The organism is Sedimentibacter sp., from assembly GCF_032080165.1.
Lineage (GTDB): Bacteria > Bacillota > Clostridia > Tissierellales > Sedimentibacteraceae > Sedimentibacter.
This window is the reverse complement of the sequence record NZ_DAMASY010000003.1, coordinates 234,270-257,637: the sequence shown is the minus strand read 5'-3', so window position 1 is coordinate 257,637 and position 23,368 is coordinate 234,270. Positions and strand designations below refer to the sequence as shown.

The window sequence follows — 23,368 nt, the reverse complement described above, 5'->3', positions numbered from 1 at the left end:
ACTGAGAATCTTTCACCACCGATTCACTCTCTTAATTTGTAACCAAACTGTTACTTAATTTCCTTCATCGTTATGATATTATATGTTATATAAATGGAATGATAATATAAATTTAAAATAATGTCAAGATAATTTAAATTTTAACGGAGTAAATATTAACTTATCATACAACCAATTCCAATCTAATTAACATTTCCTTAAGCTATTATGTACTTTCTCTTTGTATTTGTAATATAATTGTAAAATTTTTTTCTAATTGCATTATTGTGTAATAATAATGTCACATTTGCCATTGAAAGAATTTTTTGTGCGTTTTATTCCTAATTTTTCAGTGCTATAATACCAACATGAAGAAACTCATTGGCAAGTTCTGTAGTTTCGTAAGAAGTAGGGGCTAACCCTGCTTCCAAAAAATCAAAAGCTTGAAAAGGAGTAACATTATGAAAAATAAAGTAATAGCATTATCACTATCTGCAGTATTGGCATTATCAGCAACACCGGTATTTGCTGCAGAAAATTGCACAACAGTTAATTACAATGATATCAACGGCACGTTGAATAAATTTATCAGTAATTATGCTAAACCAAACACACAATACACAGTAAAAGTAAATGGAAAAGCTGTGGACGTAAACTCAATTGATTGGAAAACACTACTTAACAATAATACAAATGTAGTAAAACAACCTGAAGTTCAAGAACCGGCTATAACTAAGCCGTCAACTGAAAAACCTGTTGAAGCACCAAAAGCGCAGGAAACTGAAAAAACAGTTCAAACACCTGCACCGGAAGCATCTGCACCTTCAGAAAAAGACACAACAGTTTCTTCATCAAATCAAAGCTATGAACAAAAAGTTGTAGAACTTGTAAACGTCGAAAGACAAAAGGCAGGATTACCGGCACTTAAATTGGATTCAGCAATTTCAAACGTTGCAAGAACTAAATCAAAAGATATGGCTGTGAACAATTACTTTGCACATCAATCTCCAACATACGGAAGTGCTGGGGACATGCTTACTAAGTTTGGTATCAAATGGTCTGCATGGGGTGAAAATATTGCATCCGGACAAAGAACTCCTGAAGCGGTTGTAACTGCTTGGATGAACTCACCGGGACACAGAGCAAATATATTATCATCAAACTTCGGCAGAATCGGTGTTGGATATGTAACTAATTCAAACGGCACACCATACTGGACTCAAGTATTTGCAAACTAAGCGAAAGCGCAAAGATAACAGGATACAAAAAAATTTGTATCCTGTTTCATTATTTATATTCAAATTTGTACCCTATTTTTCTCACTGTGACTATATTCATACCATATGCACCTATTTTAGAACGAAGGCATTTGATGTGAGTATCCACAGTTCTGTCATCCCCAAAATAATCCCATCCCCACACTGTTGATAAAATTTGACTTCTTGCTAAAACTAAATTTTTATTTTGTAACAAATAATATAGTAAATCAAATTCTTTGGGTGTAAGAATAACCTTTTTGCCATCTATTAAAGCAAGCCGCTCTCTGTACTTAATAGTGATTCCCCCACACTCAATATCTTGTATACTGTTTTGGGAAGCTCTTTTCAAAATATTTTTTACTCTTGCCACTAAAATTCTCGGGCTGAACGGTTTTGAAATATATTCGTCCGCACCTGAATTAAAACCTGTAATCTCATCAGCTTCAGTATCCCTTGCGGTAAGCATCAAAATTGGAATGTCAGAGTTTTTTCGAATATAGGAAGCGACCTGGTAGCCATCCATTTTAGGCATCATAACGTCTAAAATTATCAGAGAAAAATCATAATTATTATCGAATTTTATTACTGCATCTTCACCATCAGAAGCTTCCACTACCTTATATCCTTCTTTTATAAGATAATTTGCAACAAGCTTTCTTATATTGTCTTCATCCTCTACCAATAATATTGTAGTTTCCACTCTAATCCTCCAATTCTAAATTCATTTCAATATTTTCAAGCTCGAACCAGAATTCAACTCCATTATCAACATTCTTTACCCCGTATTTTTCATTATGCATTTCCATTATTACTTTCACAATTGCCAAGCCAAGACCGTAGCTTCCCGTGTATTTTCTTGACTTATCAGCTCTGTAAAAACTCAAAAATATATTTTCAATATCTTCATCGGGTATATGCATACCTGTATTAAATATAGCAACTTTGCATTTATTATTATCAATAAAGGTTGAAACTCGTAAACTTCCTCCTAAATCACAATATTTAATTGCATTTTCGTACAAATTTTGAAATACCTGCTCTATTCTAAAGTAGTCGGCATGTACTATACAATTCGAATATATATTTTTTTCAACATTAATATTTCTTTCTTTGGCTATAATAGAATTTTTATTGATAATTTCCTCAATTATTTCATTGATACTGAAGTTTGATTTTTCTAACTTTATTAGTCCTCCCTCTATCTGTGAAAGCTTTAGGAGTTCCTGTACAAATTCTGATATTTTATGTCCTTCATTTATTATAATGTTCAGATAATCCTTTTTTGTATCCTCGTCAATATCCTCCATATCGATTAATGCTTCTGAATAGCTCATTATTAAAGTCAGAGGAGTTTTAAAATCGTGTGAAACATTGGCAATGAGTTGCTTCGTCATTTTATCCGTTTTTTCTTTGCTTATTAAATCATCCTTCAATCGTTCTACATAATCCTGCAGCTTATCGGCCATGTTGTTTATGCTGTGAGATAAAAGACCTATTTCATCGTCTGACGATATTTCGCATCTTTCTGAAAAATTCAGGTTTGAAATTTTGTCGGCAACAATTTGCAGCCGACTTATAGGTTTGGTTGTTTTTTTTGCAACAAAATACATAATTATCGCAACTATTATCAAAGAAAAAACAGAAATAAATATTGAATATTTAATGGCGGAATATGAAATATCATTGATAAATTTCTTTGGTGTCATCATCAGAATATATTTATTATTTTTAATACCTGATAAAACGATTATATTATTGTCTTGGCTTCCTATTTCAGCATTTTTAATATAATATTTGTGATTGTTTAATTCAGTAAAAGCATTTTCAATGTACAGCCTTTTTGCTAAAAGATTTATTTCATTGTTAAAAGGATTCAACGTAAAATATCTCTGCCTCGAAAAATATTCTATTTCACCGATTCCTGTTTCAGTATTTAAAGAAAATATACATATTGTCATATTTTGTGCTTCATATTTTATTATTTCTTCGACAGTTTTGTTTATATTTCCTGACAAGTAGCTTATTTTAATACTGTCAACTCCATTTTTCAAGCTGTTAATCTTATCATTTGTGTATAGTTCATCAAACAATGTGTTACCAAGTATTGCTGATAAAACAACATTGAAAATCAGAACACACAGTATTGCTACAAATAATTTATTTTTTAAAGTAAATTTAATTTTCATGTTACCCTCGGAAAAAGTTATTTTACAATAATATACCACAATTGTGATAAAACAGTGAAGTTTATATTAAAGAAATTGAACTGATAATTGTTTTTTTAAATTTCATCACAATTTCAACACATTAAACAAATATTCTATATTTATTAAGATTAAGAAAATATGAAACAGAAAGGATTTTTTTATGAAAAACAAAAAGTTAGCATTGACAATAATTATTGCAATAGGCTTAATTATCGCTGTTATAGGCATCAATAGTGTGAGGAAAAATTCTTCGGTAAATGCAACAGGTAAAAATTTAAACAGCGAAATTGAATATACCGTTTCCAAGGACGACATATCAATTTCGGTATCGGAAAGCGGCAATGTTAATTCCACCGACAAAAGGATTATAAAATCCGAAATTAACGGAACAGTTGAAAATATCTATGTTACTGAAGGAGATACAGTTGAAAGAAATCAAATTCTTACTTCATTGAAATCCGAAACATCAAGCGGAAACCAAGCAGAAATTAACAGTATAAATCTGAATATTGAAAAGTCCAAACGAGAATTGAATGATTTATACAACAGTCAGAATGAATTAAATATTTATGCTCCTGTTTCCGGTGTTATATCCGGCTTAAGCATTGAAGAAGGAAATCAAATAAGTACCAATTATAACATAGCTAACATTAAGGATACAGACAATTCATACATTGAAGTATATTTCACCAAGGACCAATATGACAAAATATCAATCTCTGACAGTGTTTCAATCTTTATGACAAAATTTTTTGCCACCGAAACAGGAACAGTTATTGAAAAGGACAGCACTCCTGTACAAATGGGAGGTGGTACATTTGGTTATTTAGTTACTGTTAAAATGAGTAACCCGGGCGGATACGGCGTAGGAGATTTGGCTCAGATTACGGTATCCAATTCACAAGGTACGTATCAGGGAATGAATATAGGAGAAATAATTGATATCAAGGAAGAAAAAGTTACTTCCAAAATAAGCGGTAAAATTAAATCTGTTAATACAGAAAACGGAAAATACGTTAATAAAGGAGATATAATAGCAACAATAGAAGGTGAAGATATAAGCTTACAAATTGCAGAAAAACAAAACACAATAGAAAGGTACAATTCACAAATTGAGGATTTAGTCGAAGGAGATACAATATATTCACCTATGAAAGGTACTGTACTGAAAATAAGCGTTTCAGAAGAAGAAGTAGTTGACAGAACAACCGCATTAATGACTGTTGCAGATTTAGAAAACATGGAAGTAATAATATCGGTTGATGAGCTTGATATCAATAAAATAAAACTAAATCAGCCGGCAAATATTACAAGTGATGTTTACCCCAACGAAAAATTCACAGGTAAGGTAACTAAAATTTCAATGGAAGGAATAACTCAAAACGGCGTTACCACTTATGATGTAACTATTAAATTAGACGACAGGAAATCTCTTATGTCGGGGATGAATGTAGATGTTGAAATATCAGCAGACAGCAGAGAAAATGTATTAACGGTACCGATAAATGCCGTTCACAGATTAAATGGTGATTACATGGTTACTGTGAAGGATTCTGCAGGAAATAAATCAGATGTTAAAGTGGAGCTGGGGCTTGCCACAAAGAACAAGGTAGAAATAACTTCCGGTCTGAATGAAGGAGATGTAGTTGTTTACAATGCAGTTCAATCCACTAACACTCAAATGCCGGGAGGGATGAATGTAATGATGCCCGGAGTAGGTGTTAGCAGACCGGGAGGAAATACTGTTATAAGACAGGAAGGTCCGAGACAATGATAGATTTAAAGAATATTACTAAGACATATGACATGGGTTCGGTACAAGTCCAGGTTCTGGGGGGCATAACAATGCATGTGGATGAAGGTGAATTTATAGCGATAATCGGTCCCTCGGGCTCAGGAAAATCAACTCTTATGAATATTGTCGGATGCCTTGATACCCCAACAACAGGAGAATACTATCTGGACGGAAAAGAAATAAGCACCTACAACGAAAAACAATTATCTAAAATAAGAAATCAAAAGATTGGCTTCATATTTCAGAAATTCAACCTTCTTCCGAAATTAACGGCATTGGAAAATGTAGAGCTTCCTCTGATATACAGAGGTATGAATCAAAAGGAAAGAAGGCAAAAAAGCATAGATGCACTAACAAAGGTAGGATTAAACGACAGAATGAATCACAAACCTACAGAGCTGTCGGGAGGGCAGCAGCAGCGCGTTGCCATAGCAAGAGCTTTGGCAGGAGATCCGCCGGTACTTCTTGCTGATGAACCTACAGGTAACTTAGATTCAAAATCAGGAAGCGACGTTATGAATTTAATTAAGCAGCTGAGCAAGGAAGGAAAAACTATAGTGCTGATAACCCATGACAGTGAAATAGCCATGGAAGCTAAAAGAACAATTACAATTAAAGACGGGCTGCTTGTTAACAGCAACAATTAGCTTAGAAAGGGAGTAATTATGAATATAAAAAGTGTTACAAAAATGGCCTTTCAATCTATTTTCTCCAATAAAATGAGAACATTTCTTACAATGCTTGGAATAATAATAGGTGTTTTTGCTGTAGTTGTGTTGATATCCATAGGGCAAGGAGCAACATCAGGAGTTACGGAAAGTATATCAAGCATGGGATCAAACATTATAAGTGTTAACATATTCGGAAGAAGAGTGTCATTTGATTACAACGATGTAAGTGAATTTGAAAAGCTTAAAGGTGTTAAAAGCGTAACTCCTGTTTATACAACCAATGCCACTGTCAAATATGATTTGGAGACAGTTAATGTAAATATAACAGGCGGTAATGAAAATTACATGGACATTAATAATTATGAAATAGGTTCCGGAAGAGCAATAAATCCTGTTGATGTTGATTATAGAAATAAAGTAGCAGTAATCGGCTTGACGACTGCCGAAGATTTATTCGGCAGGGACAATCCTATTGATAAGGATGTATCCATTAACGGGGAAAAATATACTATTGTCGGAGTCCTCAAGGATAAAGGAAGTTCAATAGCAGGTGACAGCAATGAAATTGTGATAGTTCCCATAACTTCATTGATGAGACAGAGCAATACAAAGACAATAAACACAATAACCGTACAGGCAAATTCTGCTGAAGAGTCAATTTCAGCAAAAGAAAATATAGAAAAATATCTTTTGGATTATTTTGAAGATGAGGATTCCTACAGGGTTTTCAGCCAGGATGAAATGCTTGAAACAATAAGCGAAGTGACCGGAATGCTGACAGCTATGCTTGGCGGTATTGCAGGAATTTCACTCTTAGTAGGCGGCATAGGAATTATGAATATTATGCTTGTAACCGTAACCGAAAGAACCAGAGAAATAGGTATAAGAAAAGCTATCGGTGCAGGCAGAGCAAACATATTGATTCAATTTTTAATAGAATCATCCGTCATGAGTGGTGTGGGAGGTATAATTGGAGCAATTTCAGGTGTTGCAGCTTCATATGCAGTCAGCAATATGATGGGAATAAGCTATTCGGTAAATATACCTGTTATTTTAGGCGCATTTATATTTTCCTTGGCAGTAGGAGTTTTCTTTGGGCTCTATCCTGCAAATAAAGCTTCAAAGCTAAAACCAGTAGATGCATTAAGATACGAATAAAGCAAAAAAAGCAGGATACTAAATTTAGTATCCTGTTCTTCTTCCTGTTCTGATATAACAGCTTGGGGGCGATTCTTTATTACATAAATATAAATCTTAAAACAAATAGAAGTGATAATACCAACATAACAGGAGATATTTCTTTGTACCTGCCTGATATAGCTTTAAGAATTACATATGATATCATACCAAATACAATACCTTCAGCAATACTATACGCAAATGGCATTATTACTATAGTTAAGAAAGCAGGAATCGCTTCTGTATAATCATTAAAATTAATCTTTGTAATAGGGCTCATCATAAATAGTCCTACAATTACTAAAGCCGGTGCTGTTGCAGCTGTTGGGACTAATGTAAATAATGGTGCAAAGAATAAAGCTATTCCAAACATAATTGCAGTTGTTAATGAAGTTAAACCTGTTCTGCCACCCTCTGCAACACCTGATGCACTTTCAACATAAGTTGTAACAGTACTTGTTCCAAAACATGCACCTGCAATTGTACCAATAGAGTCTGCCATTAATGCTTTTCCTACTCTTGGTAGTTTGCCATTTTCATCTAACATATCAGCTTTTGTTGCAACTCCTGCTAAAGTACCAACTGTATCAAATATATCAACGAATAAGAATGTAAACACTGTAATTAACATTTCAAAAGAAAGTATTTCATTAAATCCAACAAACTTAAATGCAACATCCTTCATTGATGGAGGTAAACTAATTATTGTACTGAAGTTCTCCGGCAATACTGTAACACCCATTGGAATACCAATAATTGTTGTTAAAACTATTCCTATTAATAATGCACCTTTAACATTTCTTGCTAATAAAAATCCCGTTATAATAATTCCTATAATTGCTAATAATGGAGCACCAGATGTTAATTCTCCTAAAGCTACGATTGTTCCATCTCCTGTTTTAACTATTCCAGAGCCGGATAAACCTATAAATGCTATAAATAAACCTATTCCAACCGAAACAGCATTTTTTAAATTTAGTGGGATTGATTCAAATATTGCTTCCCTTGCTTTTACAGCAGATAATAATACAAAGATAATTCCTTCAATAAGAACAGCAGTTAATGCAAATTGCCATGTTTTACCCATAGGTCCTAATACCACTGAGAAAGTAAAGAACGCATTTAGTCCCATGCCAGGTGCTAATGCAAATGGGTATTTAGCATATATGGCCATTACTAATGTTCCTATCATTGCTGATAAGGCAGTTGCTGTAAATACTCCACCTAAATCCATACCAGCTAAATTTAACATTCCCGGATTAACTACTAAAATATATGCCATTGTCATAAACGTAGTAATGCCCGCTAAAATCTCCGTCTTTACATCTGTATTGTGTTCTTTAAGTTTAAAAAACTTTTCCATTGCTCCTCCTAATTATTAATTATATTATTAAACTAATATTAACCATACTTTTATTGTTTACATATGTATGTGAAATATGCTTTTTAAACACATCAATTTCTTTCTCCTTTAGTCAAAGAAATGGGGTTAGGGCATAAGCAGGGGAATACAGCTAATTTGTTTGCTCACTTCGTTCGCACAAATTTGGTATTCTGTGCATTTGACCTACCGCCATTTGAGCCGCGCTGTCGCTTGCACAAATGGGGTTAGGGCATAAAAAAAACGAATAGAATATATTCGCATCACATACATAATCGATAACAACTTCTCAATAGTCAAACAATTTACGGTCGTTTGGTAGAAACTTAGGAACCATATTTTCCACATTATATTGATGCGCTAATATTTAGTTTTTTGTTCGCAAAAGTATTATATATTAAAACAAAAGAATTGGCAATAAATATTTTTTATTGACAAATTCCGCAAACTTATGGATGACAGAGCTTTTGATTGATATTTTGTATCAATCATTGTGAAGCTTTGCCAATTTTTCTTGCATTATCTTCCAAAATTCGATTATAATTTAATGAACCTTGCAGTAGCAAAGTTGCAAAAGCAAATGTTTTCTATGGCTTATTTATATTTTTTTTAATTTTTTTTGCATTTTTTTCTTTACAAATTGCATAATTGATGTTATAATAAGCTATAAGTAATTCAAGGAGGTAATATTATGAATGTAGGCGTGAAAGATATTAAAGATGTAGTTGCAAAAATGACTTTTAGAAAATGTGGAACTATCACATGTATATATAATGTTGACAACAAATGCAGCCAAAAAGAATGTGAATTACATGAACGTGGATTAAGAAAAGAAGAAGATTAAAAAAAATATGAAGGTGTTATCATGGATAGCAAATATTATACTCAATAAAAACGGAAGAAACGCATATGCTCATCTTCCGTTTTTTAATTGTTTAGGCTTCTGTTTGAATTATTTTCAAATATCTCAGTGCCTCAATTGCATCCCAAAAGAAATACTCTTCATTTATTAATGATGTGAGCCCTGAACGATCAAACATATCCTTAACATTATTTTGCAGACCGCAGAACAATATATTTTTATTTGATTCATTAAGTTTAATTATAATTTGTTTTAATTCACTCACGGCCGATTCATCTATAGTAGTTACGGCTCTCATAGATAGTATAATATTTTCAGCATCTTCTGCATATTCGGTTAATTGAGATAATTTTTGCCTCGTCATAAAGAACATAGGTCCCGTTAAATATATAATTTTGGTATTAGAATAATCTGATGAACTCTCATGACCTTTTATTCTTTTTAAGTCAACAGGACTTGCATTAATTTGTAATTCACTGTTTTTAACAACATACATCATTATTGCAAAGAATACTCCGATTAAGATTGCAATAGTTAAGTCAAACATAACTGTTGCAGCCATCGTGATAACAAATTCCATAATCGCCGTACCGAATTTCTTGTCAAAAATGTACTTAATCTCTTGCCACTCATTCATTCTCCATGCCGTAACCATTAAAATCCCCGCAAGTGCAGAAAGTGGAATTCTTGACATAACATTACCTAATAAAAACATAGAAGCGATTAATCCTGCCGAATGAATTATACTGACCAATCTTGTCTGTCCCCCCGATTTGATGGCAACACTGGTACGAGCGATTGCCGCCGTAGCCGGTACCCCTCCGCAAAATGGAATAATTATATTTCCGATACCCTGCGCAATCAATTCCCTGTCGGCATTTATTTTTTCATTTTTCATTTTTCCGGCAGAAGCTCCGCAAAGCAAGCTTTCAATCATACCCAACATGGCTATGCTTATGGCAGGGCTCATCATACTGATAATATTTGATATTGTAAATGATCCAAATATCAATCTGTTTTCAGATATTAATGATTTAGGTATATTTCCTACAACATTTACAGGCAGATCAAATATCCAGTTAACACTGAGCGCAATTATAATACCTGCTAAGGATGACGGAAATTTTGCATTCCATTTCTTCGGCCATATCAGCATTACGATTATAACCAAAATTCCAAACATTATAGCGTATAAATTTGGTGAAAATCCAAGTTCCCCATAAGATAACAGCTTTTGAACGGCATTCTCTCCATGAGAGGTTGTACCAAAAAAGTTATCTATTTGTCCAAGAGCTATAATAATTGCTATACCCGAAGTAAATCCTGTAATAACAGGAGACGGAATAAATGAAACCAATTTACCAAAACGAAATGCAGCTGCTAAAAGCAAAATAATTCCTGATAAGAATCCTGCCAGCAAGACGCCTTGTATTCCATTTCTCATAGCCAAGGACAATAGTATTGCAGACATTGCTCCTGTTGGTCCCGATATCTGATAAGATGCTCCTGATAGTCCGCCTATAAGCACTCCTGCAATAATTGCGGTAATAAGTCCTGCTGCAGCATCGGCACCGGAGCTGACACCAAAGGCTAATGCCAAAGGCAGAGCAACAGCGGTAACAGTTAAGCCTGCCATGGCATCAAGAGTAAATTTTCTTAAATCATAATTTTTGAATTCAAGCTTTAGATCCTGAAAATATTGTTTTATCATTTTTCTGCTCCAATATAATTTCAATAAGGGTTTACCCTTCATTCAACAGTTAAAATTCCATTGTGAATCATATCACAAACAAACGATTAAAGCAATATAAAAGTATAAAAATTACTTAAATTTCAATGATCTTATGCAAACATTTACATTGTATGCTCTGATTATGTAACCTTTTAGTAAAGCAATCATAAAATAAGACATATTGTGTAAAAAAGGAGGACGATATTATCCATAAATTTGATGTATGTTTTATAGGCGGAGATTTAAGGCAGACATATTTGGCTAAGCTTCTAATCGAAAACGGATTTAAGATAATAACATACAGATTAACAAACAGTAAAGAATTTAATCTAAATACTACAGATGATATAAGCTATGCTATGAATTTCAGCAAGTTAATCATAACTCCTATTCCATTTTCAAAAGATAAGAAGTATATAACGGATCATATCCAGGACGGAAACAAACTCACTTTAGAAGAATTTTTATTTCATCTCAAATCAACTCACTATTTAATAGGAGGAAATCTTATTAAAGAAGCTATAGAAATCTGCAATAAAAATAATATCCCTTATCTTGATTTAATGAAAATTGAGGAAATTACAATTTTTAATGCTATTGCAACAGCTGAAGGGGCAATCGCTGAAGCGGTAATGAAAAGCTTAGGCAACCTCCATGGAAGCAAAGGATTGGTCCTTGGATACGGCAAGACAGGAAAAGTAATTGCATCTAAACTTAAAGCCCTTAATGTAGACGTAACTGTAGGTGCAAGAAGTAAAATTGCGTTATCAGAAGCATTTGTCAGCGGTTGTAATATATTGGAACTTGATATGTTTAAAACTAAAGTATCCGAGTTTGATTATATTTTCAATACAATACCTTCTATAATACTGACGAAGGAACTCTTATTGACTCTATCACCAAAAACAACAATTATAGATATCGCTTCCCTGCCGGGCGGTGTTGACTACGAAGCTGCTAAAGAGCTGAATATCAATGCCTATTTATGTTTAGGAATTCCCGGAAAATATGCTCCTTTGGCATCAGCTGAAATTTTATTTAATGAAATATTGCCCTTATTGAAAGAAATATGAAAGAAAGTAGGATTATTATGATTTTATCAGGCAAAAATATAGGAATCGGAATTACAGGATCATTTTGTACTTTTGATAAAATAATTCCTCAGATTGCAAAATTAAAAGAGCTTGAGGCAAATGTATATACCGTATTTTCTAACAACGCGGAATCTTGTGACACAAGATTTGGTGAAGCAAAGGATTTTCTTGAACTCGTATATAAATTAACCGGAACCGAACCTATTACAACGATTGTAGACGCAGAACCTGTTGGTCCCAAAAATTTATTCGACATTTTTATAATTGCACCGGCTACAGGAAACACCATCGCCAAATTAGCCAATGCAATTACCGACACTCCTGTGCTGATGGCAGCAAAAGCGAATCTCAGAAACAATAAACCTATTGTTATTTCAGTTTCAACAAACGACGCACTTAGCATGAACTTTAAAAATATAGGTGAGCTTTACAATATTAAGAATGTATTTTTTGTTCCATTTGGTCAAGATAATTATAGATCCAAACCTAACTCTATGATTGCTGATGTTGATCAAATAATACCAACAGTTGAAAAAGCACTTGAAGGCAAACAAATCCAACCGGTCATTATATCACCACAATAGAAAAAGAAATATCAGAGACGGTTCTTTTAGTTTCTGATATTTCTTTTAAACAATTAAACTATTATCTTATCTCTCATTATGTCACTTAAGTTTTTACATCCTGACATAACCATTACATCTCTTAACTCAGCACCTATTTTTTCCGTATAAAGCTCTACACCTTCGGCTCCTCCGCCAAATGCAGCTATAACGTATGTCCTGCCAATCAAGACGGCATCTGCTCCTAATGCAATTGCTTTAAATACATCTGCACCTGACCTGATGCCTCCGTCTACGAATATTTTTAATTTATCCCCGACTGCTTCTCTGATTTCAGGTAAGCATGCACAGGTTGCAGGAGCATCTTGAAGAACTCTTCCGCCGTGAGAAGAAACAACTATACCGTAAGCACCTGCTTTTAATGCTTTTAAAGCACCTTCCTTAGTCATAACACCCTTAACTATGAACGGTACTTTAGTGGATGCTGTTAATTCAGATAATTCTTCAACGCTTTTCGCCGAAACCGGTTTTCCCGCCAAGGCAAGGTTTATTAATCCGGCTGAATCGATATCCATTGCGAAAGCCATAGCACCGGCTTCTTCAAGCAGCTTTATCTTTTCTAAAGCCTTGTCGTTTTTCCATGGTTTTATTGTGGGAACCGCAACTCCGTTTGCTGCCTTGATATATGGTAAGCTGTCAAGAAATAAGCTGTCATTTGCGCCATCGCCTGTAAACGCAGCAGTACCTGCCTTTATTGAACCATTAACAACGGCATCTATATATTCGGATTCCGTAATTGCTCCATTATAATTTAGACTCATGCCGCCGATTGGTGCTACGAAAAACGGATATTTAAAATTCTTACCGAATAATGAGATTGATGTATCTTGTCCCTCATTTTGATAAATAGTATCTAATTTTATTTTTACTGACGACAAAAAATCAATACAAATTTTAAAGGCGTTACCGTTTCCTTTTCCACCTGTTCCCGGGATTTCACCCTTGCACACTACTCCGTTACATTCCCTGCATACTCTGCAATTAGGTGCCATCTTTTCTCTTGCATTTTCTAAAACTTCTTGATAGTTCATATTTGTCTCCCTTTTTTCGAGGATGAAGGAAATCGTCCCCGATACTTTTTTTACTTGTTGTTATTTAATTGTTCTAATCTCTCTACTACCTTATCCATCATTGATTGGTATTTATCTAATTTTTCTTTTTCTTCTTTAACTACATTTTCAGGTGCCTTACTCATAAATTTTTCATTATTAAGCTTATTAATTACCCTGTCAAGCTCGCCTTGAAGCTTCGTTTTTTCTTTTTCAAGGCGCTCTATTTCTTTTTCATAATCAATTAGGTCGGAAAGAGGCAAATATATTTCTGTTCCGTCAATTACAGATGATGCAGTATCTTCACCTATCATTGACTTATCATTTACTACCTTGATTTCCGTAATGTTAGCCAATGTTGCGAAATGTAAAGCACTTAACTCAATATATTCTTTAATACCTTCTTTAGAAGGAACAAATATTGCTCTTGCTTTTCTTGAAGGTGCAACATTCATTTCTGCTCTGATATTACGTATACTTCTTACTGCTTCCATAATAAATTCCATAGTGTTTTCGGCATCTTCAAAATTTTCACCTTCATTATAGAACGGCCACTGCGCTCTAATCAATCTTTTATCAACATTAGGCAAGTATGACCAGATTTCTTCAGTGATAAACGGCATAAACGGATGAAGTAATTTAAGCATATTCTTTAATACTTTAATTAATACGAATCTTGCAGTGTCCTTATCTGTGCCTTCTTCACCGTATAATCTCGGTTTAACAATTTCAATGTACCAATCGCAGTATTCATTCCATATGAAATCATAAACTCTCTGAGCAGCCATACCTAATTCAAATTTATCCATGTTTTCCGTTACTTCCTTGGCTGCCTTGTTTACTCTTGAAATAATCCACTTATCTTCAGTTTTGTAGTTGTTTTCAGCTAAAGATTCATCTATTAAATCACCGTCAATGTTCATAAGAACAAATCTTGATGCATTCCACAGCTTATTGGCAAAGTTACGGCTTGATTCTAATCTGTCATTATTGAATCTTGTATCATTTCCGGGAGATATTCCTGTCATAAGCATGAATCTTAAAGCATCTGCACCGAACTGATCTATTATTTCAAGAGGGTCAATACCGTTCCCTAAGGATTTACTCATTTTTCTTCCTTCGGCATCTCTCACCAAGCCGTGTATGAATACGTGCTTGAACGGTGATTCACCTGTTGCTTCTAAAGCCGAGAATACCATACGAACAACCCAGAAGAATATTATGTCGTATCCGGTTACCAATACATCTGTTGGATAGAAATATTTTAAATCCTCTGTTTCATGGGGCCAGCCCAAGGTTGAGAATGGCCATAGTCCGGAAGAAAACCAGGTATCAAGAACGTCCTCATCCTGTTTTATATTTGTGCTGTTACATTTAGTACATTTTGCGGGAGCCTCTTTTGCAACCATTATCTCGCCGCATTCCTGACAATAGTATGCAGGTATTCTGTGACCCCACCACAATTGTCTTGAAATACACCAGTCTCTTATGTTTTCAAGCCAATATGTATATATTTTTGTAAAGCGTTCAGGAACAAATTCAACCTTTTTATCCTTGTTTGCCTGAAGAGCAGGCTTTGCCAAGGGTTCCATCTTAACGAACCATTGGTCTGATACCCTTGGTTCTATAATGTTGTGGCAGCGGTAGCATGTTCCTACGTTGTGGTCAGTATTTTCTGTCTTTAACATAAATCCGTTTTCTTCGAGGTCCTTAACAAATGCCTTTCTGCATTCATAACGATCCATACCGTTGTATTTTCCTGCAACCTCGTTCATGGTCCCGTCTTCGTTCATGCAGCTTATTTGCTCTAAATTATGTCTCAATCCGATTTCAAAGTCATTAGGGTCGTGGCTCGGAGTTATCTTCAAAGCTCCCGTTCCCTTAGTCATATCAGGATATTCATCACCTATTATCGGGATTTCTCTTCCTACCAACGGAACGATAACTTTTCTTCCTATTAAATGTTTGTATCTTTCATCTTCAGGATGTGCAGCTATAGCAACATCTCCGAATATTGTTTCAGGTCTTGTTGTTGCTACTATAAAATATTCATCCGGATTATCAACATATGGATATTTAACATAATAATATTTACCCGGTGTATCTTCGTATTCAACCTCAGCATCTGAAAGTGTGGTATGACAATCAGGACACCAGTTTATAATTCTGTTTCCTTTATAAATAAGTCCCTTGTTGTACAATGATATAAAAAACTCAATAACCGCCTCATTGCAGCCCTCATCCATCGTAAATCTTTCTCTTGACCAGTCGCATGAGTTACCTAATTTTTTTACTTGTTCAACTATTTTTCCGCCGTACTCTTCCTTCCACTTCCATGCTCTTTTTAAGAACTCATCCCTGCCGATTTCTTCTTTGGTTTTTCCTTCTTCTTTTTTTAGCTTTTCAACCACTTTGACCTCGGTAGCAATACTTGCATGGTCCGAACCCGGCAGCCATAATGCCTCAAAGCCCTCCATCCTCTTCCACCTGATCAGTACATCCTGTAATGTCATATCTAACGCATGACCCATGTGAAGCTGGCCTGTTATATTGGGAGGAGGCATCACAATAGTGAACGGCTTCTTATCTTTATTGATTTCTGCTTTAAAACAATTTTCTTCCATCCAAACACTGTAAATTTTTTCTTCAAATTCCTTTGGATTATACTTACTTGGTATATTATTCATAAATATCATTCCTTTCTATATTATTTAGCAGGGGAATGCATCAAATTTATTTGCTCCTTGCGTCGCATAAATTTGATGCATTCTGTGCGTTTGACCTACCAACCATTTTTTAGAAAAAACACTCTAAAAAATGGGGTTAGGGCATAAAAAAGGGCTTTCTCATCACAAAAGGACGAGAAAACCCGCGGTACCACCTAAATTCCGTTTCCGGCTCTTAATTCTATAACGGCTTTAACCGTTTAACCTTACTTTTATTTCAGATTAAATGCTCCAAAGCTACCTTCAATACACATTGACTTATGAAACCTTTCAACCGGTGGATTCCATTCTCTGTAAAGTTTATGTATTTACTCCTCTTTTTCATCGCAAAAATGTTTAATTACATACCATAATATTAAATCTTTAAAATTTTGTCAACATGTTTTTTATTGTCATTGTCTTTTTTTCTGGGTGAAGGTCTGCCAAGAAAATATCCCTGTGCATATTGAACTCCTAAATGATATATAGTTTCAAGATCTTCTTTTTTTTCTATTCCTTCAATTATTAATTTAGAAGTATCAGAAAATAAATCAGCATAGCTTTTTATTATTTTTTGTTTTCGGGTATTAACAGATAAATTTTCCGAAAAGTATTTGTCTAGTTTTACAAATTCCGGATCCAACTCAACCCATTGACGTATGGTGGAATATCCTGCACCCATATCATCGATTGCAATTTTTATTCCCCTTCTTTTCAGTTCATTAATTATAGCTTTCAACTTTTCCCAATCGCTAATAGGCTCACTTTCTAACAGTTCAAGTACAACAGGTATTTTTCGCGGTACGTGTATGTCCCACCATGACAAAAAATTCCCTTTTAATAGTGTTGATGGAAATATATTAAGAAAAAGATAATGTGATTCTCCTTTATATATATCAAGTGCATTCTTTATTGATGTCAGATCAAGTATGTTCCTGCACCCTTTCTGTTCAGCATTTTTTAATATATTTACAGGTGAAAGTTGTAAATCAGAAGCGTCTCTTAACAATGCTTCATACCCTATAACGCTGTTATTTTTCAAATTATAAATAGGTTGAAACCAATGAGTTATAGAATATATAAACTCTTTTTCAAGATTTTGGGTCAAATGCAACTTAATTTCCTCCATAAAAAAATAGTTTGCAGTTAAGTTGCCCACTATTTATTATATGGTTAAAGTCTAATATTTAAGGCTTAAGTAGATCCTTTATCTATCAATTATTTTCCCTATACCAATAACACTTTATTATCTGGCAACCCAACTGTCATAGCATCTCATACTTTAGACTTGTGGCTTTGCGTCCTCACCTTTCGATAAGTTTGCCTTTTCTATTAATAATAATAGTCATATCTTATTATAAAATAATTTTTCTTTGTCAAATATGATGAGTATAACATTTTATATTATTCCATCTAAATGATGTTATGATGTTATTCTCTCAATCATATAATAATCCACTATTAGTTTATCTAACTCGTTGCTTAATTCCAGTATCTCATCGGTTATATTTAATGAACTTTGATTAATTAGTGCATCAAGAATTCCTTTCTTAACATCTATTGCTTTCTTAATCTCACAAATATTGAAATTTCCTATTTTCATCTTACGTTCCCCTTTTTGTCATATCTATGCAACAATTTGATTAAAATGTTACATATAAAAATATGAAATTTATTTATTATTAAACACTTTATTTATTTAAAATAATAATAAAATATAAAATTTAGTTGAAATTTTATGTAACACTTAATATAATATTTTATTAAATAATTACATTAAAAGGAGCTAATTTTATGACAGTTGAACCTATAAGGGATAGATCTAAAATAAAACAACTATACCATTATCTACATGGAAAAGATCCAAAGTATGGTTTGATTTTTAAATTTGGACTTAATACTGGTTTAAGAATAAGTGATATCCTTCCTCTGAAGATTAAAGATATTTTCATGAAAAATGGAGATTTTCGTGATTATCTTGTAATAAAAGAAAAAAAGACAAAAAAAGAAAAGAAAATAAAGCTTAATGATACTTTACGCAAAAACATACAGTCATATATTATTAATGATAAGTTTTTATATGATGATTACTTGTTTCCAAGTAAAAAAGGAACTTATATTGGCAGAATTCAAGCTTATCGCGTGTTAAAAGAAGCGGCAGTTTTAATAGGAATCGAAAATTTCGGAACTCATAGTTTAAGAAAAACTTGGGGGTATTGGACTTATAAAATGTCAAAATATAATATTGGTCTAATAATGGATACTTTCAATCATAGTTCTCAAAATATAACTTTACGCTATATTGGTGTTAATCAGGATCAAAAAGATGAATTATATTCTCTTGTCCAATTTTAGCAAAAAATGTCATAAAATTCTTGAATAATTTTTTGGCTAATGATATACTTAATTTAATATTATTGTTAAAGTAACATTTTAATCAAATTGTTGTATTGGCACTATTATCCTATTTTGTATAATATATCATTGCATGATATGAAAACATACACTGCAGGATTTACCGTCGTCGCAGTGTATGTATGAAGGTTATGTTCCTTCATACATTCGTGCTGATTTTACTGATGATTAGAGATGAAAAAAATTTAAAAACAACAAAACCCAATAACATTGTGCACTATTTTTACATAAGAAAAAGGTCTGACAACCATTAATATCAATGGTTGTCAGACCTTTTTATCTTTTCAACTGTCAAAGATGGGCTATACAGCAAAGTTAAGGTGTTGTCAATGGAAATTCGTTTTCAGCTGTCTCGTATGGATCTTTTCGCTGAAATTACAGGTTTATTTTCTTCATCTAAAGTAACTCTTCCTATTACTCCATAAACTTCCCTTAACATTTTTTCTGTTATTACATCTTTAGCTGACCCTGAATCGTAATACTCCCCATCACTCGTTATTATTACAATGTGGTCAGCATATCTTGCAGCTAAATTAATATCATGTAGAACTACTATTATATCTATTTTTCTGTCCTTAATTATTCTTCGAAGAAGCTGACATAATTCTAATTGTTTTTGTAAATCCAAAGAATTTGTCGGCTCATCCAAAAGAATTATTTCGGGATTCCTGACTAAAGTTTGAGCAATGAATACTATCTTTTTCTGTCCGCCACTTAATTGATTAAATTTATTCGTCGCCAACCGGTTAATATTTAAAGCTTTAAGAGTTTCCATTACTATGTTTAAATCTTCATCGGAAACCTTATGACCAAGCTCGGGTAATCTTCCGAGTAACACCATTTCTAAGACCGTTAATGATGAAATATCTAAATCCATTTGCGGGAGATATGACATTAATTCAATTTTTTCACATATTTTCATTTTGGATATATTTTTATGACCGTAATAGATATCTCCCTGATAGTCCAGCAATCCAAAAATAGCTTTTACCAACGTGGATTTCCCTGCTCCGTTTGGACCAAGAATTACATTAAAGCCCTTATCAAATTTAATATTTAAATTATCAAAAACATTAGCTGTACTTTCTCTATATGAAAATCTTAAATTATTAACTTTTAACATTATATACTCCTCATTTTACTGAATATTACGGACATAAAAAATGGTATTCCTATTACTGATGTAACTAAGCCAATGGGTAAAATTACTCCCGGAATTATTAATTTACTTAATAAAAACGCTAATGACAAAATAAACCCGCCTAATAGTGCAGATAATGGCATAAAGAATCGTTGGTCTTCCCCTACGGTTAACCTTGCTATATGAGGTGCTACTAAGCCGACAAATCCTATAGTTCCAACAAAACTAACAGCAACAGCTGAAATTAAAGATGTTATTAAGATAACGAATCGCCTTACTTTACTCGTGTCAACTCCAATACTCTTTGCCTTTGTGTCGTCAAGAGTCATAGCTGTTAATTTCCATGCATTTTTATACAAAATTATCATACATATAATCAGTACTGTAAATACAATAAAAAACTTAGTCCATGTTGTTTTTAATAAACTGCCAAAGTTCCAAAAAATTAGCGCTTGCAGCTGACCTTCATCCGCTATATACTGCAAAATCATTGTTAAAGAACTAAATAGAAAATTTAAAGCTACCCCAAACAAAATTATGGCCGTCTTACCTATCTGCCTTTGCAACGAAAATATATATATTGCTGTTGATACAATTAGTGTAAAGAAAAATGCATTTCCTGTTACCGCTAAAGCTTCAGGTAAGTTTAATATGCTGTTATTTAGAATTAAACCCATTGCAGCACCGAAAGAAGCTGCGGAAGATATCCCTAAGGTGTAAGGACTTGCTATGGGATTTCTTAATATTGTCTGAATTTCGCATCCCCCTATTCCTAAAGCTGCCCCTACAGCTATAGTCATTAATGCCATTGGTAATCTGATATCTTTTATAATCATAACATTATTTCCTTCACCTGTATTAAGGAACAACGCTCTTAAAATTTGCTTAATGCTTATAGAGGATGACCCTACGGAAATATTGAATAAAAACAAAATTATTAGCCCGGCAAACAGTATACTGATTATCAGAACTCTCTTTCCAATCATGTTGTTGTACAATTTCCTGTTATCACTTATATATTCGACTGTTTTAGCAGTTTTCATGAATTCACCTCAATTTTCAGACAAATTTAAGCAGATGACCCAAATTTTCATTTGGTATCAGTCGCTTATACTGTAAGTGAAAATAATGCGAAGGTTAATATCCTTCGCATTAATATTAACTAATTTGTGCCGTCTTCCATGCTGTTAAACCAAGTACTGATGCTGCTGTCAACTAACATAAATCTGTCAAAAAACTCATCTAATACGGCTTCCGGATTTACCCCTTCAAATTCTTCAGGATAAAAAATCGTTGCCAACTTTAAAGATGGATAGAAGCAGTATATTGATCTGCTTGTGGAATGTGCAAACTCATATAGATTATTGTTTTTAACAGCTTTTAAATTACTCCATCCGTTTCTGTTTAATATATCAAATTTAGAAGCTTTTTTTTCACTTACACTGTCAAGCCAGCCATCATTAATTCCACTTACTACTATAAAATCCGGATCAGAATTTAATACATATTCAGGATCTAATGTATTTCCGCCGCCGCCTGATGCAGCAGTATTTAACAATAAATCATCTGCTATATTTTTCCCTCCGGCAATATCTACTACTAAGCCCCATCCGCTTTTGCTTGTGGAGGTTGAACCAAATACATCTGCATATCCCGACTTTTCATAGTAAACAGTTGGAGCATCAGGATTTTCTTTTAATTTCTTAGAAGCAATAAGCCGAAATTGCTGGTTTATAAATTCACTTACTTCAGTCGCCCGTTCTTCCTCCTGGAATATTTGTCCTAAAATTCCCATCGTTTGCTGCACTGAGTTTGCTAAATTTTTTCCCGGAACGTCTACTAATACTATTTTAATTCCTACCTGTGTTAATTGATCTTCTATTTCAAGAGCATATTTATGAGCTGACATTGCCGAATTTACAATCAACACATCCGGCTGCATCGCCAATATCATTTCAAGGTCAAACGGCGCATTGTGATCCGATATTTGTCCTGTATGTGCCATATAATTTCCTACAATTGGTGTGTATAATTTCGCATACTTATTCAACCCGTGGCCACCATCCTGACCTGAACCAACTAACATATGAAACGCTTCTTCTCCCTTTAATGGTACAATAAAATCAATTAAATCCATTGTACTGATTGCATATGACGATATAGGCAAACCAATTTCTACTTCTCTTCCCTTTGCATCTGTAACGGTAATGGTTTCGGTTATCGCCTTCTTTTCAGGCATCGCCTCCGGCTCAATTTCAACAATGTCTTCGTCTGAATCACGTATTGCTGGTACGTAATTAAAACTGCCAACATCAACTCCTGCTATCTCTAAAACATTTGCGACAGCTGTAATGATTGCCTCACTTGTAACTGTAGCACCTGATACGGTATCAATATCTAATGATTGGCTTTCTATTATTGCTTGCGGAATCTTTTCTTCTGCAATACTTCCTATTCCATCTGTTTCCTGATGGTCTCCGACTGTAATATTTACTGTTGAACCATCATCTCCAAGCTCTACCGTTACCGGTACCTCTCCTTTGTACCCTTTTGCCGAACCGTTATATGTTCCTGCAAAAGATGTGTTAACTTTTTCACTTTCATTTCCTTGAGTTTGTATATCTTGTCCACATCCGGTTAAAGACAAAATAATCACTAAAACCAAAGATACTAAAGCAAATAGTTTTTTAAAACCCTTCATTTGCTCCTCCTAATATAGTTGTTTATATTAATGCTCTATCAGCCATTAATTCAAATTGCACTTACAGTATAAGCGACTGACACCAAATCAGAAATTTGGGTCATCTGCTTATATGAATAACCAAATCTCAAATTACTCATAATCTTTATCTGTATCTATTTTGGGCACATAAACCTTTATATCTAACACCGGACTATCATTGAACGCATCCAATCCTGTTACTACTATTTTGTTTTCTTTTACAGAATTTATCTTACAAACACATAGAGCTATGGGATTAGGTCTGTGGGGAGATCTTATTGCAAATACTCCCTTTTCTGTTTCGCTTCCAGGCGGCGTAGATTTTAGTGTTTCTCTATTTGCCCTGTCACCCCAATATAGAACTATTATGTGACTTAACTCTTCAATTCCATCTAAGCCATCTATATACTCCGGAAATATTTCGATTGTAGATTCTTGATTTGAAAGCTTTCCTTGCCTTGGAGCATCTCCTTTTTCTTTATAAATATTGTGAATAACACCAATTTTTTTTAAATTCATAACAAGCTCTCCTTCGCCTATATTAAAAAGTTGCT

20 protein-coding genes, 2 riboswitches and 2 other annotated features (1 of these 24 running past the window's edge) are annotated in these 23,368 nt (G+C 33.7%); of the genes, 8 read left to right on the top strand and 12 right to left on the bottom strand.

Annotation, left to right across the window (positions count from 1 at the left end):
* Positions 1–77, bottom strand: a binding site (T-box leader); it reaches 124 nt to the left of the window's first position.
* 363 nt (positions 78–440) lie between these two features.
* On the top strand, positions 441–1,217 hold the full coding sequence (locus RT412_RS05930) for a CAP domain-containing protein (protein WP_313342091.1): 777 nt from the start codon (positions 441–443) through the stop codon (positions 1,215–1,217).
* A 49-nt stretch (positions 1,218–1,266) separates the two neighbouring features.
* On the opposite strand, the gene RT412_RS05925 is transcribed toward RT412_RS05930, so the two are convergent.
* Both RT412_RS05925 and RT412_RS05920 read right to left on the bottom strand, forming a co-directional pair.
* Positions 1,267–1,938, bottom strand: coding sequence for a response regulator transcription factor (locus RT412_RS05925; protein ID WP_313342094.1), 672 nt, complete (start codon positions 1,936–1,938; stop codon positions 1,267–1,269).
* A gap of 1 nt (position 1,939) precedes the next feature.
* Entirely contained in the window at positions 1,940–3,424 is a 1,485-nt protein-coding gene (locus tag RT412_RS05920; RefSeq protein ID WP_313342097.1) for a HAMP domain-containing sensor histidine kinase, read from the bottom strand.
* Positions 3,425–3,605: 181 nt separating this feature from the next.
* Between RT412_RS05920 and RT412_RS05915 the strand changes: the two genes are divergently transcribed.
* Genes RT412_RS05915 through RT412_RS05905 form a run of 3 tightly spaced genes read left to right on the top strand, consistent with a single transcriptional unit; the run spans position 3,606 to position 7,069 of the window.
* Entirely contained in the window at positions 3,606–5,219 is a 1,614-nt protein-coding gene (locus tag RT412_RS05915) for an efflux RND transporter periplasmic adaptor subunit (RefSeq protein ID WP_313342099.1), read from the top strand.
* On the top strand, positions 5,216–5,887 hold the full coding sequence (locus RT412_RS05910) for an ABC transporter ATP-binding protein (RefSeq protein WP_313342101.1): 672 nt from the start codon (positions 5,216–5,218) through the stop codon (positions 5,885–5,887). Before RT412_RS05915 ends, RT412_RS05910 begins: the two co-directional genes overlap by 4 nt.
* Before the next feature lie 18 nt (positions 5,888–5,905).
* Positions 5,906–7,069: an ABC transporter permease gene (locus RT412_RS05905; protein WP_313342104.1), complete on the top strand. Its 1,164-nt coding sequence runs from the start codon at positions 5,906–5,908 to the stop codon at positions 7,067–7,069.
* 79 nt (positions 7,070–7,148) lie between these two features.
* Here the strand turns inward: RT412_RS05905 and RT412_RS05900 are convergent, their stop codons facing one another.
* Positions 7,149–8,453 (bottom strand): NCS2 family permease, encoded by a 1,305-nt coding sequence (locus tag RT412_RS05900; RefSeq protein WP_313342106.1) that lies wholly within the window; start codon positions 8,451–8,453, stop codon positions 7,149–7,151.
* Between the two features lie 291 nt (positions 8,454–8,744).
* A riboswitch (purine riboswitch) is annotated at positions 8,745–8,846 on the bottom strand.
* Positions 8,847–9,162: 316 nt separating this feature from the next.
* On the opposite strand from RT412_RS05900, the gene RT412_RS05895 reads away from it, so the two are divergent.
* The gene (locus tag RT412_RS05895) at positions 9,163–9,315 is read left to right on the top strand and encodes a hypothetical protein (RefSeq protein WP_313342109.1); all 153 of its coding nucleotides are present in this window, start codon (positions 9,163–9,165) and stop codon (positions 9,313–9,315) included.
* Positions 9,316–9,406: 91 nt separating this feature from the next.
* On the opposite strand, the gene RT412_RS05890 is transcribed toward RT412_RS05895, so the two are convergent.
* On the bottom strand, positions 9,407–11,044 hold the full coding sequence (locus RT412_RS05890; protein ID WP_313342111.1) for a SulP family inorganic anion transporter: 1,638 nt from the start codon (positions 11,042–11,044) through the stop codon (positions 9,407–9,409).
* A 224-nt stretch (positions 11,045–11,268) separates the two neighbouring features.
* On the opposite strand from RT412_RS05890, the gene dpsA reads away from it, so the two are divergent.
* A complete protein-coding gene (dpsA, locus tag RT412_RS05885) occupies positions 11,269–12,138 on the top strand; it encodes a dipicolinate synthase subunit DpsA (RefSeq protein ID WP_313370095.1) in 870 nt (289 codons plus the stop codon).
* Positions 12,139–12,155: 17 nt separating this feature from the next.
* Positions 12,156–12,743 (top strand): dipicolinate synthase subunit B, encoded by a 588-nt coding sequence (locus RT412_RS05880; protein ID WP_313342114.1) that lies wholly within the window; start codon positions 12,156–12,158, stop codon positions 12,741–12,743.
* A gap of 53 nt (positions 12,744–12,796) precedes the next feature.
* Here the strand turns inward: RT412_RS05880 and RT412_RS05875 are convergent, their stop codons facing one another.
* The 4 genes from RT412_RS05875 to RT412_RS05860 form a co-directional block, all read right to left on the bottom strand.
* The gene (locus RT412_RS05875; protein ID WP_313342117.1) at positions 12,797–13,813 is read right to left on the bottom strand and encodes an alpha-hydroxy-acid oxidizing protein; all 1,017 of its coding nucleotides are present in this window, start codon (positions 13,811–13,813) and stop codon (positions 12,797–12,799) included.
* Between the two features lie 50 nt (positions 13,814–13,863).
* The gene (locus RT412_RS05870; protein ID WP_313342120.1) at positions 13,864–16,518 is read right to left on the bottom strand and encodes a valine--tRNA ligase; all 2,655 of its coding nucleotides are present in this window, start codon (positions 16,516–16,518) and stop codon (positions 13,864–13,866) included.
* Between the two features lie 165 nt (positions 16,519–16,683).
* Positions 16,684–16,891 (bottom strand) — a binding site (T-box leader).
* A 21-nt stretch (positions 16,892–16,912) separates the two neighbouring features.
* Positions 16,913–17,650, bottom strand: coding sequence for an EAL domain-containing protein (locus RT412_RS05865; RefSeq protein WP_313342122.1), 738 nt, complete (start codon positions 17,648–17,650; stop codon positions 16,913–16,915).
* A gap of 135 nt (positions 17,651–17,785) precedes the next feature.
* Positions 17,786–17,871, bottom strand: a riboswitch (cyclic di-GMP riboswitch).
* 88 nt (positions 17,872–17,959) lie between these two features.
* Positions 17,960–18,139 (bottom strand): Spo0E family sporulation regulatory protein-aspartic acid phosphatase, encoded by a 180-nt coding sequence (locus RT412_RS05860; protein ID WP_313342125.1) that lies wholly within the window; start codon positions 18,137–18,139, stop codon positions 17,960–17,962.
* Positions 18,140–18,330: 191 nt separating this feature from the next.
* On the opposite strand from RT412_RS05860, the gene RT412_RS05855 reads away from it, so the two are divergent.
* Complete coding sequence (locus RT412_RS05855) at positions 18,331–18,891, top strand: tyrosine-type recombinase/integrase (RefSeq protein ID WP_313342128.1); 561 nt, start codon at positions 18,331–18,333, stop codon at positions 18,889–18,891.
* 403 nt (positions 18,892–19,294) lie between these two features.
* Here the strand turns inward: RT412_RS05855 and RT412_RS05850 are convergent, their stop codons facing one another.
* From RT412_RS05850 to tsaA, 4 genes are all read right to left on the bottom strand, one after another.
* Positions 19,295–20,074, bottom strand: a complete 780-nt coding sequence (locus RT412_RS05850) for an ABC transporter ATP-binding protein (protein WP_313342131.1) — start codon at positions 20,072–20,074, stop codon at positions 19,295–19,297.
* The gene (locus RT412_RS05845) at positions 20,074–21,135 is read right to left on the bottom strand and encodes an iron ABC transporter permease (protein WP_313342134.1); all 1,062 of its coding nucleotides are present in this window, start codon (positions 21,133–21,135) and stop codon (positions 20,074–20,076) included. The genes RT412_RS05850 and RT412_RS05845 overlap by 1 nt, the downstream gene beginning before the upstream one ends.
* A gap of 119 nt (positions 21,136–21,254) precedes the next feature.
* Positions 21,255–22,793: an ABC transporter substrate-binding protein gene (locus tag RT412_RS05840; RefSeq protein ID WP_313342137.1), complete on the bottom strand. Its 1,539-nt coding sequence runs from the start codon at positions 22,791–22,793 to the stop codon at positions 21,255–21,257.
* Between the two features lie 132 nt (positions 22,794–22,925).
* Positions 22,926–23,333: a tRNA (N6-threonylcarbamoyladenosine(37)-N6)-methyltransferase TrmO gene (gene tsaA, locus RT412_RS05835; protein ID WP_313342139.1), complete on the bottom strand. Its 408-nt coding sequence runs from the start codon at positions 23,331–23,333 to the stop codon at positions 22,926–22,928.
* Between the last annotated feature and the right edge of the window lie 35 nt (positions 23,334–23,368).

What these genes read in the sequence shown, in the direction of transcription:
- RT412_RS05930 (WP_313342091.1), top strand. Translation starts at nt 441, where the DNA reads ATGAAAAATAAAGTAATAGCATTATCACTATCTGCAGTATTGGCATTA.
- RT412_RS05920 (WP_313342097.1), bottom strand. Translation starts at nt 3,424, where the DNA reads ATGAAAATTAAATTTACTTTAAAAAATAAATTATTTGTAGCAATACTG.
- RT412_RS05915 (WP_313342099.1), top strand. Translation starts at nt 3,606, where the DNA reads ATGAAAAACAAAAAGTTAGCATTGACAATAATTATTGCAATAGGCTTA.
- RT412_RS05910 (WP_313342101.1), top strand. Translation starts at nt 5,216, where the DNA reads ATGATAGATTTAAAGAATATTACTAAGACATATGACATGGGTTCGGTA.
- RT412_RS05905 (WP_313342104.1), top strand. Translation starts at nt 5,906, where the DNA reads ATGAATATAAAAAGTGTTACAAAAATGGCCTTTCAATCTATTTTCTCC.
- RT412_RS05900 (WP_313342106.1), bottom strand. Translation starts at nt 8,453, where the DNA reads ATGGAAAAGTTTTTTAAACTTAAAGAACACAATACAGATGTAAAGACG.
- RT412_RS05895 (WP_313342109.1), top strand. Translation starts at nt 9,163, where the DNA reads ATGAATGTAGGCGTGAAAGATATTAAAGATGTAGTTGCAAAAATGACT.
- RT412_RS05890 (WP_313342111.1), bottom strand. Translation starts at nt 11,044, where the DNA reads ATGATAAAACAATATTTTCAGGATCTAAAGCTTGAATTCAAAAATTAT.
- RT412_RS05880 (WP_313342114.1), top strand. Translation starts at nt 12,156, where the DNA reads ATGATTTTATCAGGCAAAAATATAGGAATCGGAATTACAGGATCATTT.
- RT412_RS05875 (WP_313342117.1), bottom strand. Translation starts at nt 13,813, where the DNA reads ATGAACTATCAAGAAGTTTTAGAAAATGCAAGAGAAAAGATGGCACCT.
- RT412_RS05870 (WP_313342120.1), bottom strand. Translation starts at nt 16,518, where the DNA reads ATGAATAATATACCAAGTAAGTATAATCCAAAGGAATTTGAAGAAAAA.
- RT412_RS05860 (WP_313342125.1), bottom strand. Translation starts at nt 18,139, where the DNA reads ATGAAAATAGGAAATTTCAATATTTGTGAGATTAAGAAAGCAATAGAT.
- RT412_RS05855 (WP_313342128.1), top strand. Translation starts at nt 18,331, where the DNA reads ATGACAGTTGAACCTATAAGGGATAGATCTAAAATAAAACAACTATAC.
- RT412_RS05850 (WP_313342131.1), bottom strand. Translation starts at nt 20,074, where the DNA reads ATGTTAAAAGTTAATAATTTAAGATTTTCATATAGAGAAAGTACAGCT.
- RT412_RS05845 (WP_313342134.1), bottom strand. Translation starts at nt 21,135, where the DNA reads ATGAAAACTGCTAAAACAGTCGAATATATAAGTGATAACAGGAAATTG.
- RT412_RS05840 (WP_313342137.1), bottom strand. Translation starts at nt 22,793, where the DNA reads ATGAAGGGTTTTAAAAAACTATTTGCTTTAGTATCTTTGGTTTTAGTG.
- tsaA (WP_313342139.1), bottom strand. Translation starts at nt 23,333, where the DNA reads ATGAATTTAAAAAAAATTGGTGTTATTCACAATATTTATAAAGAAAAA.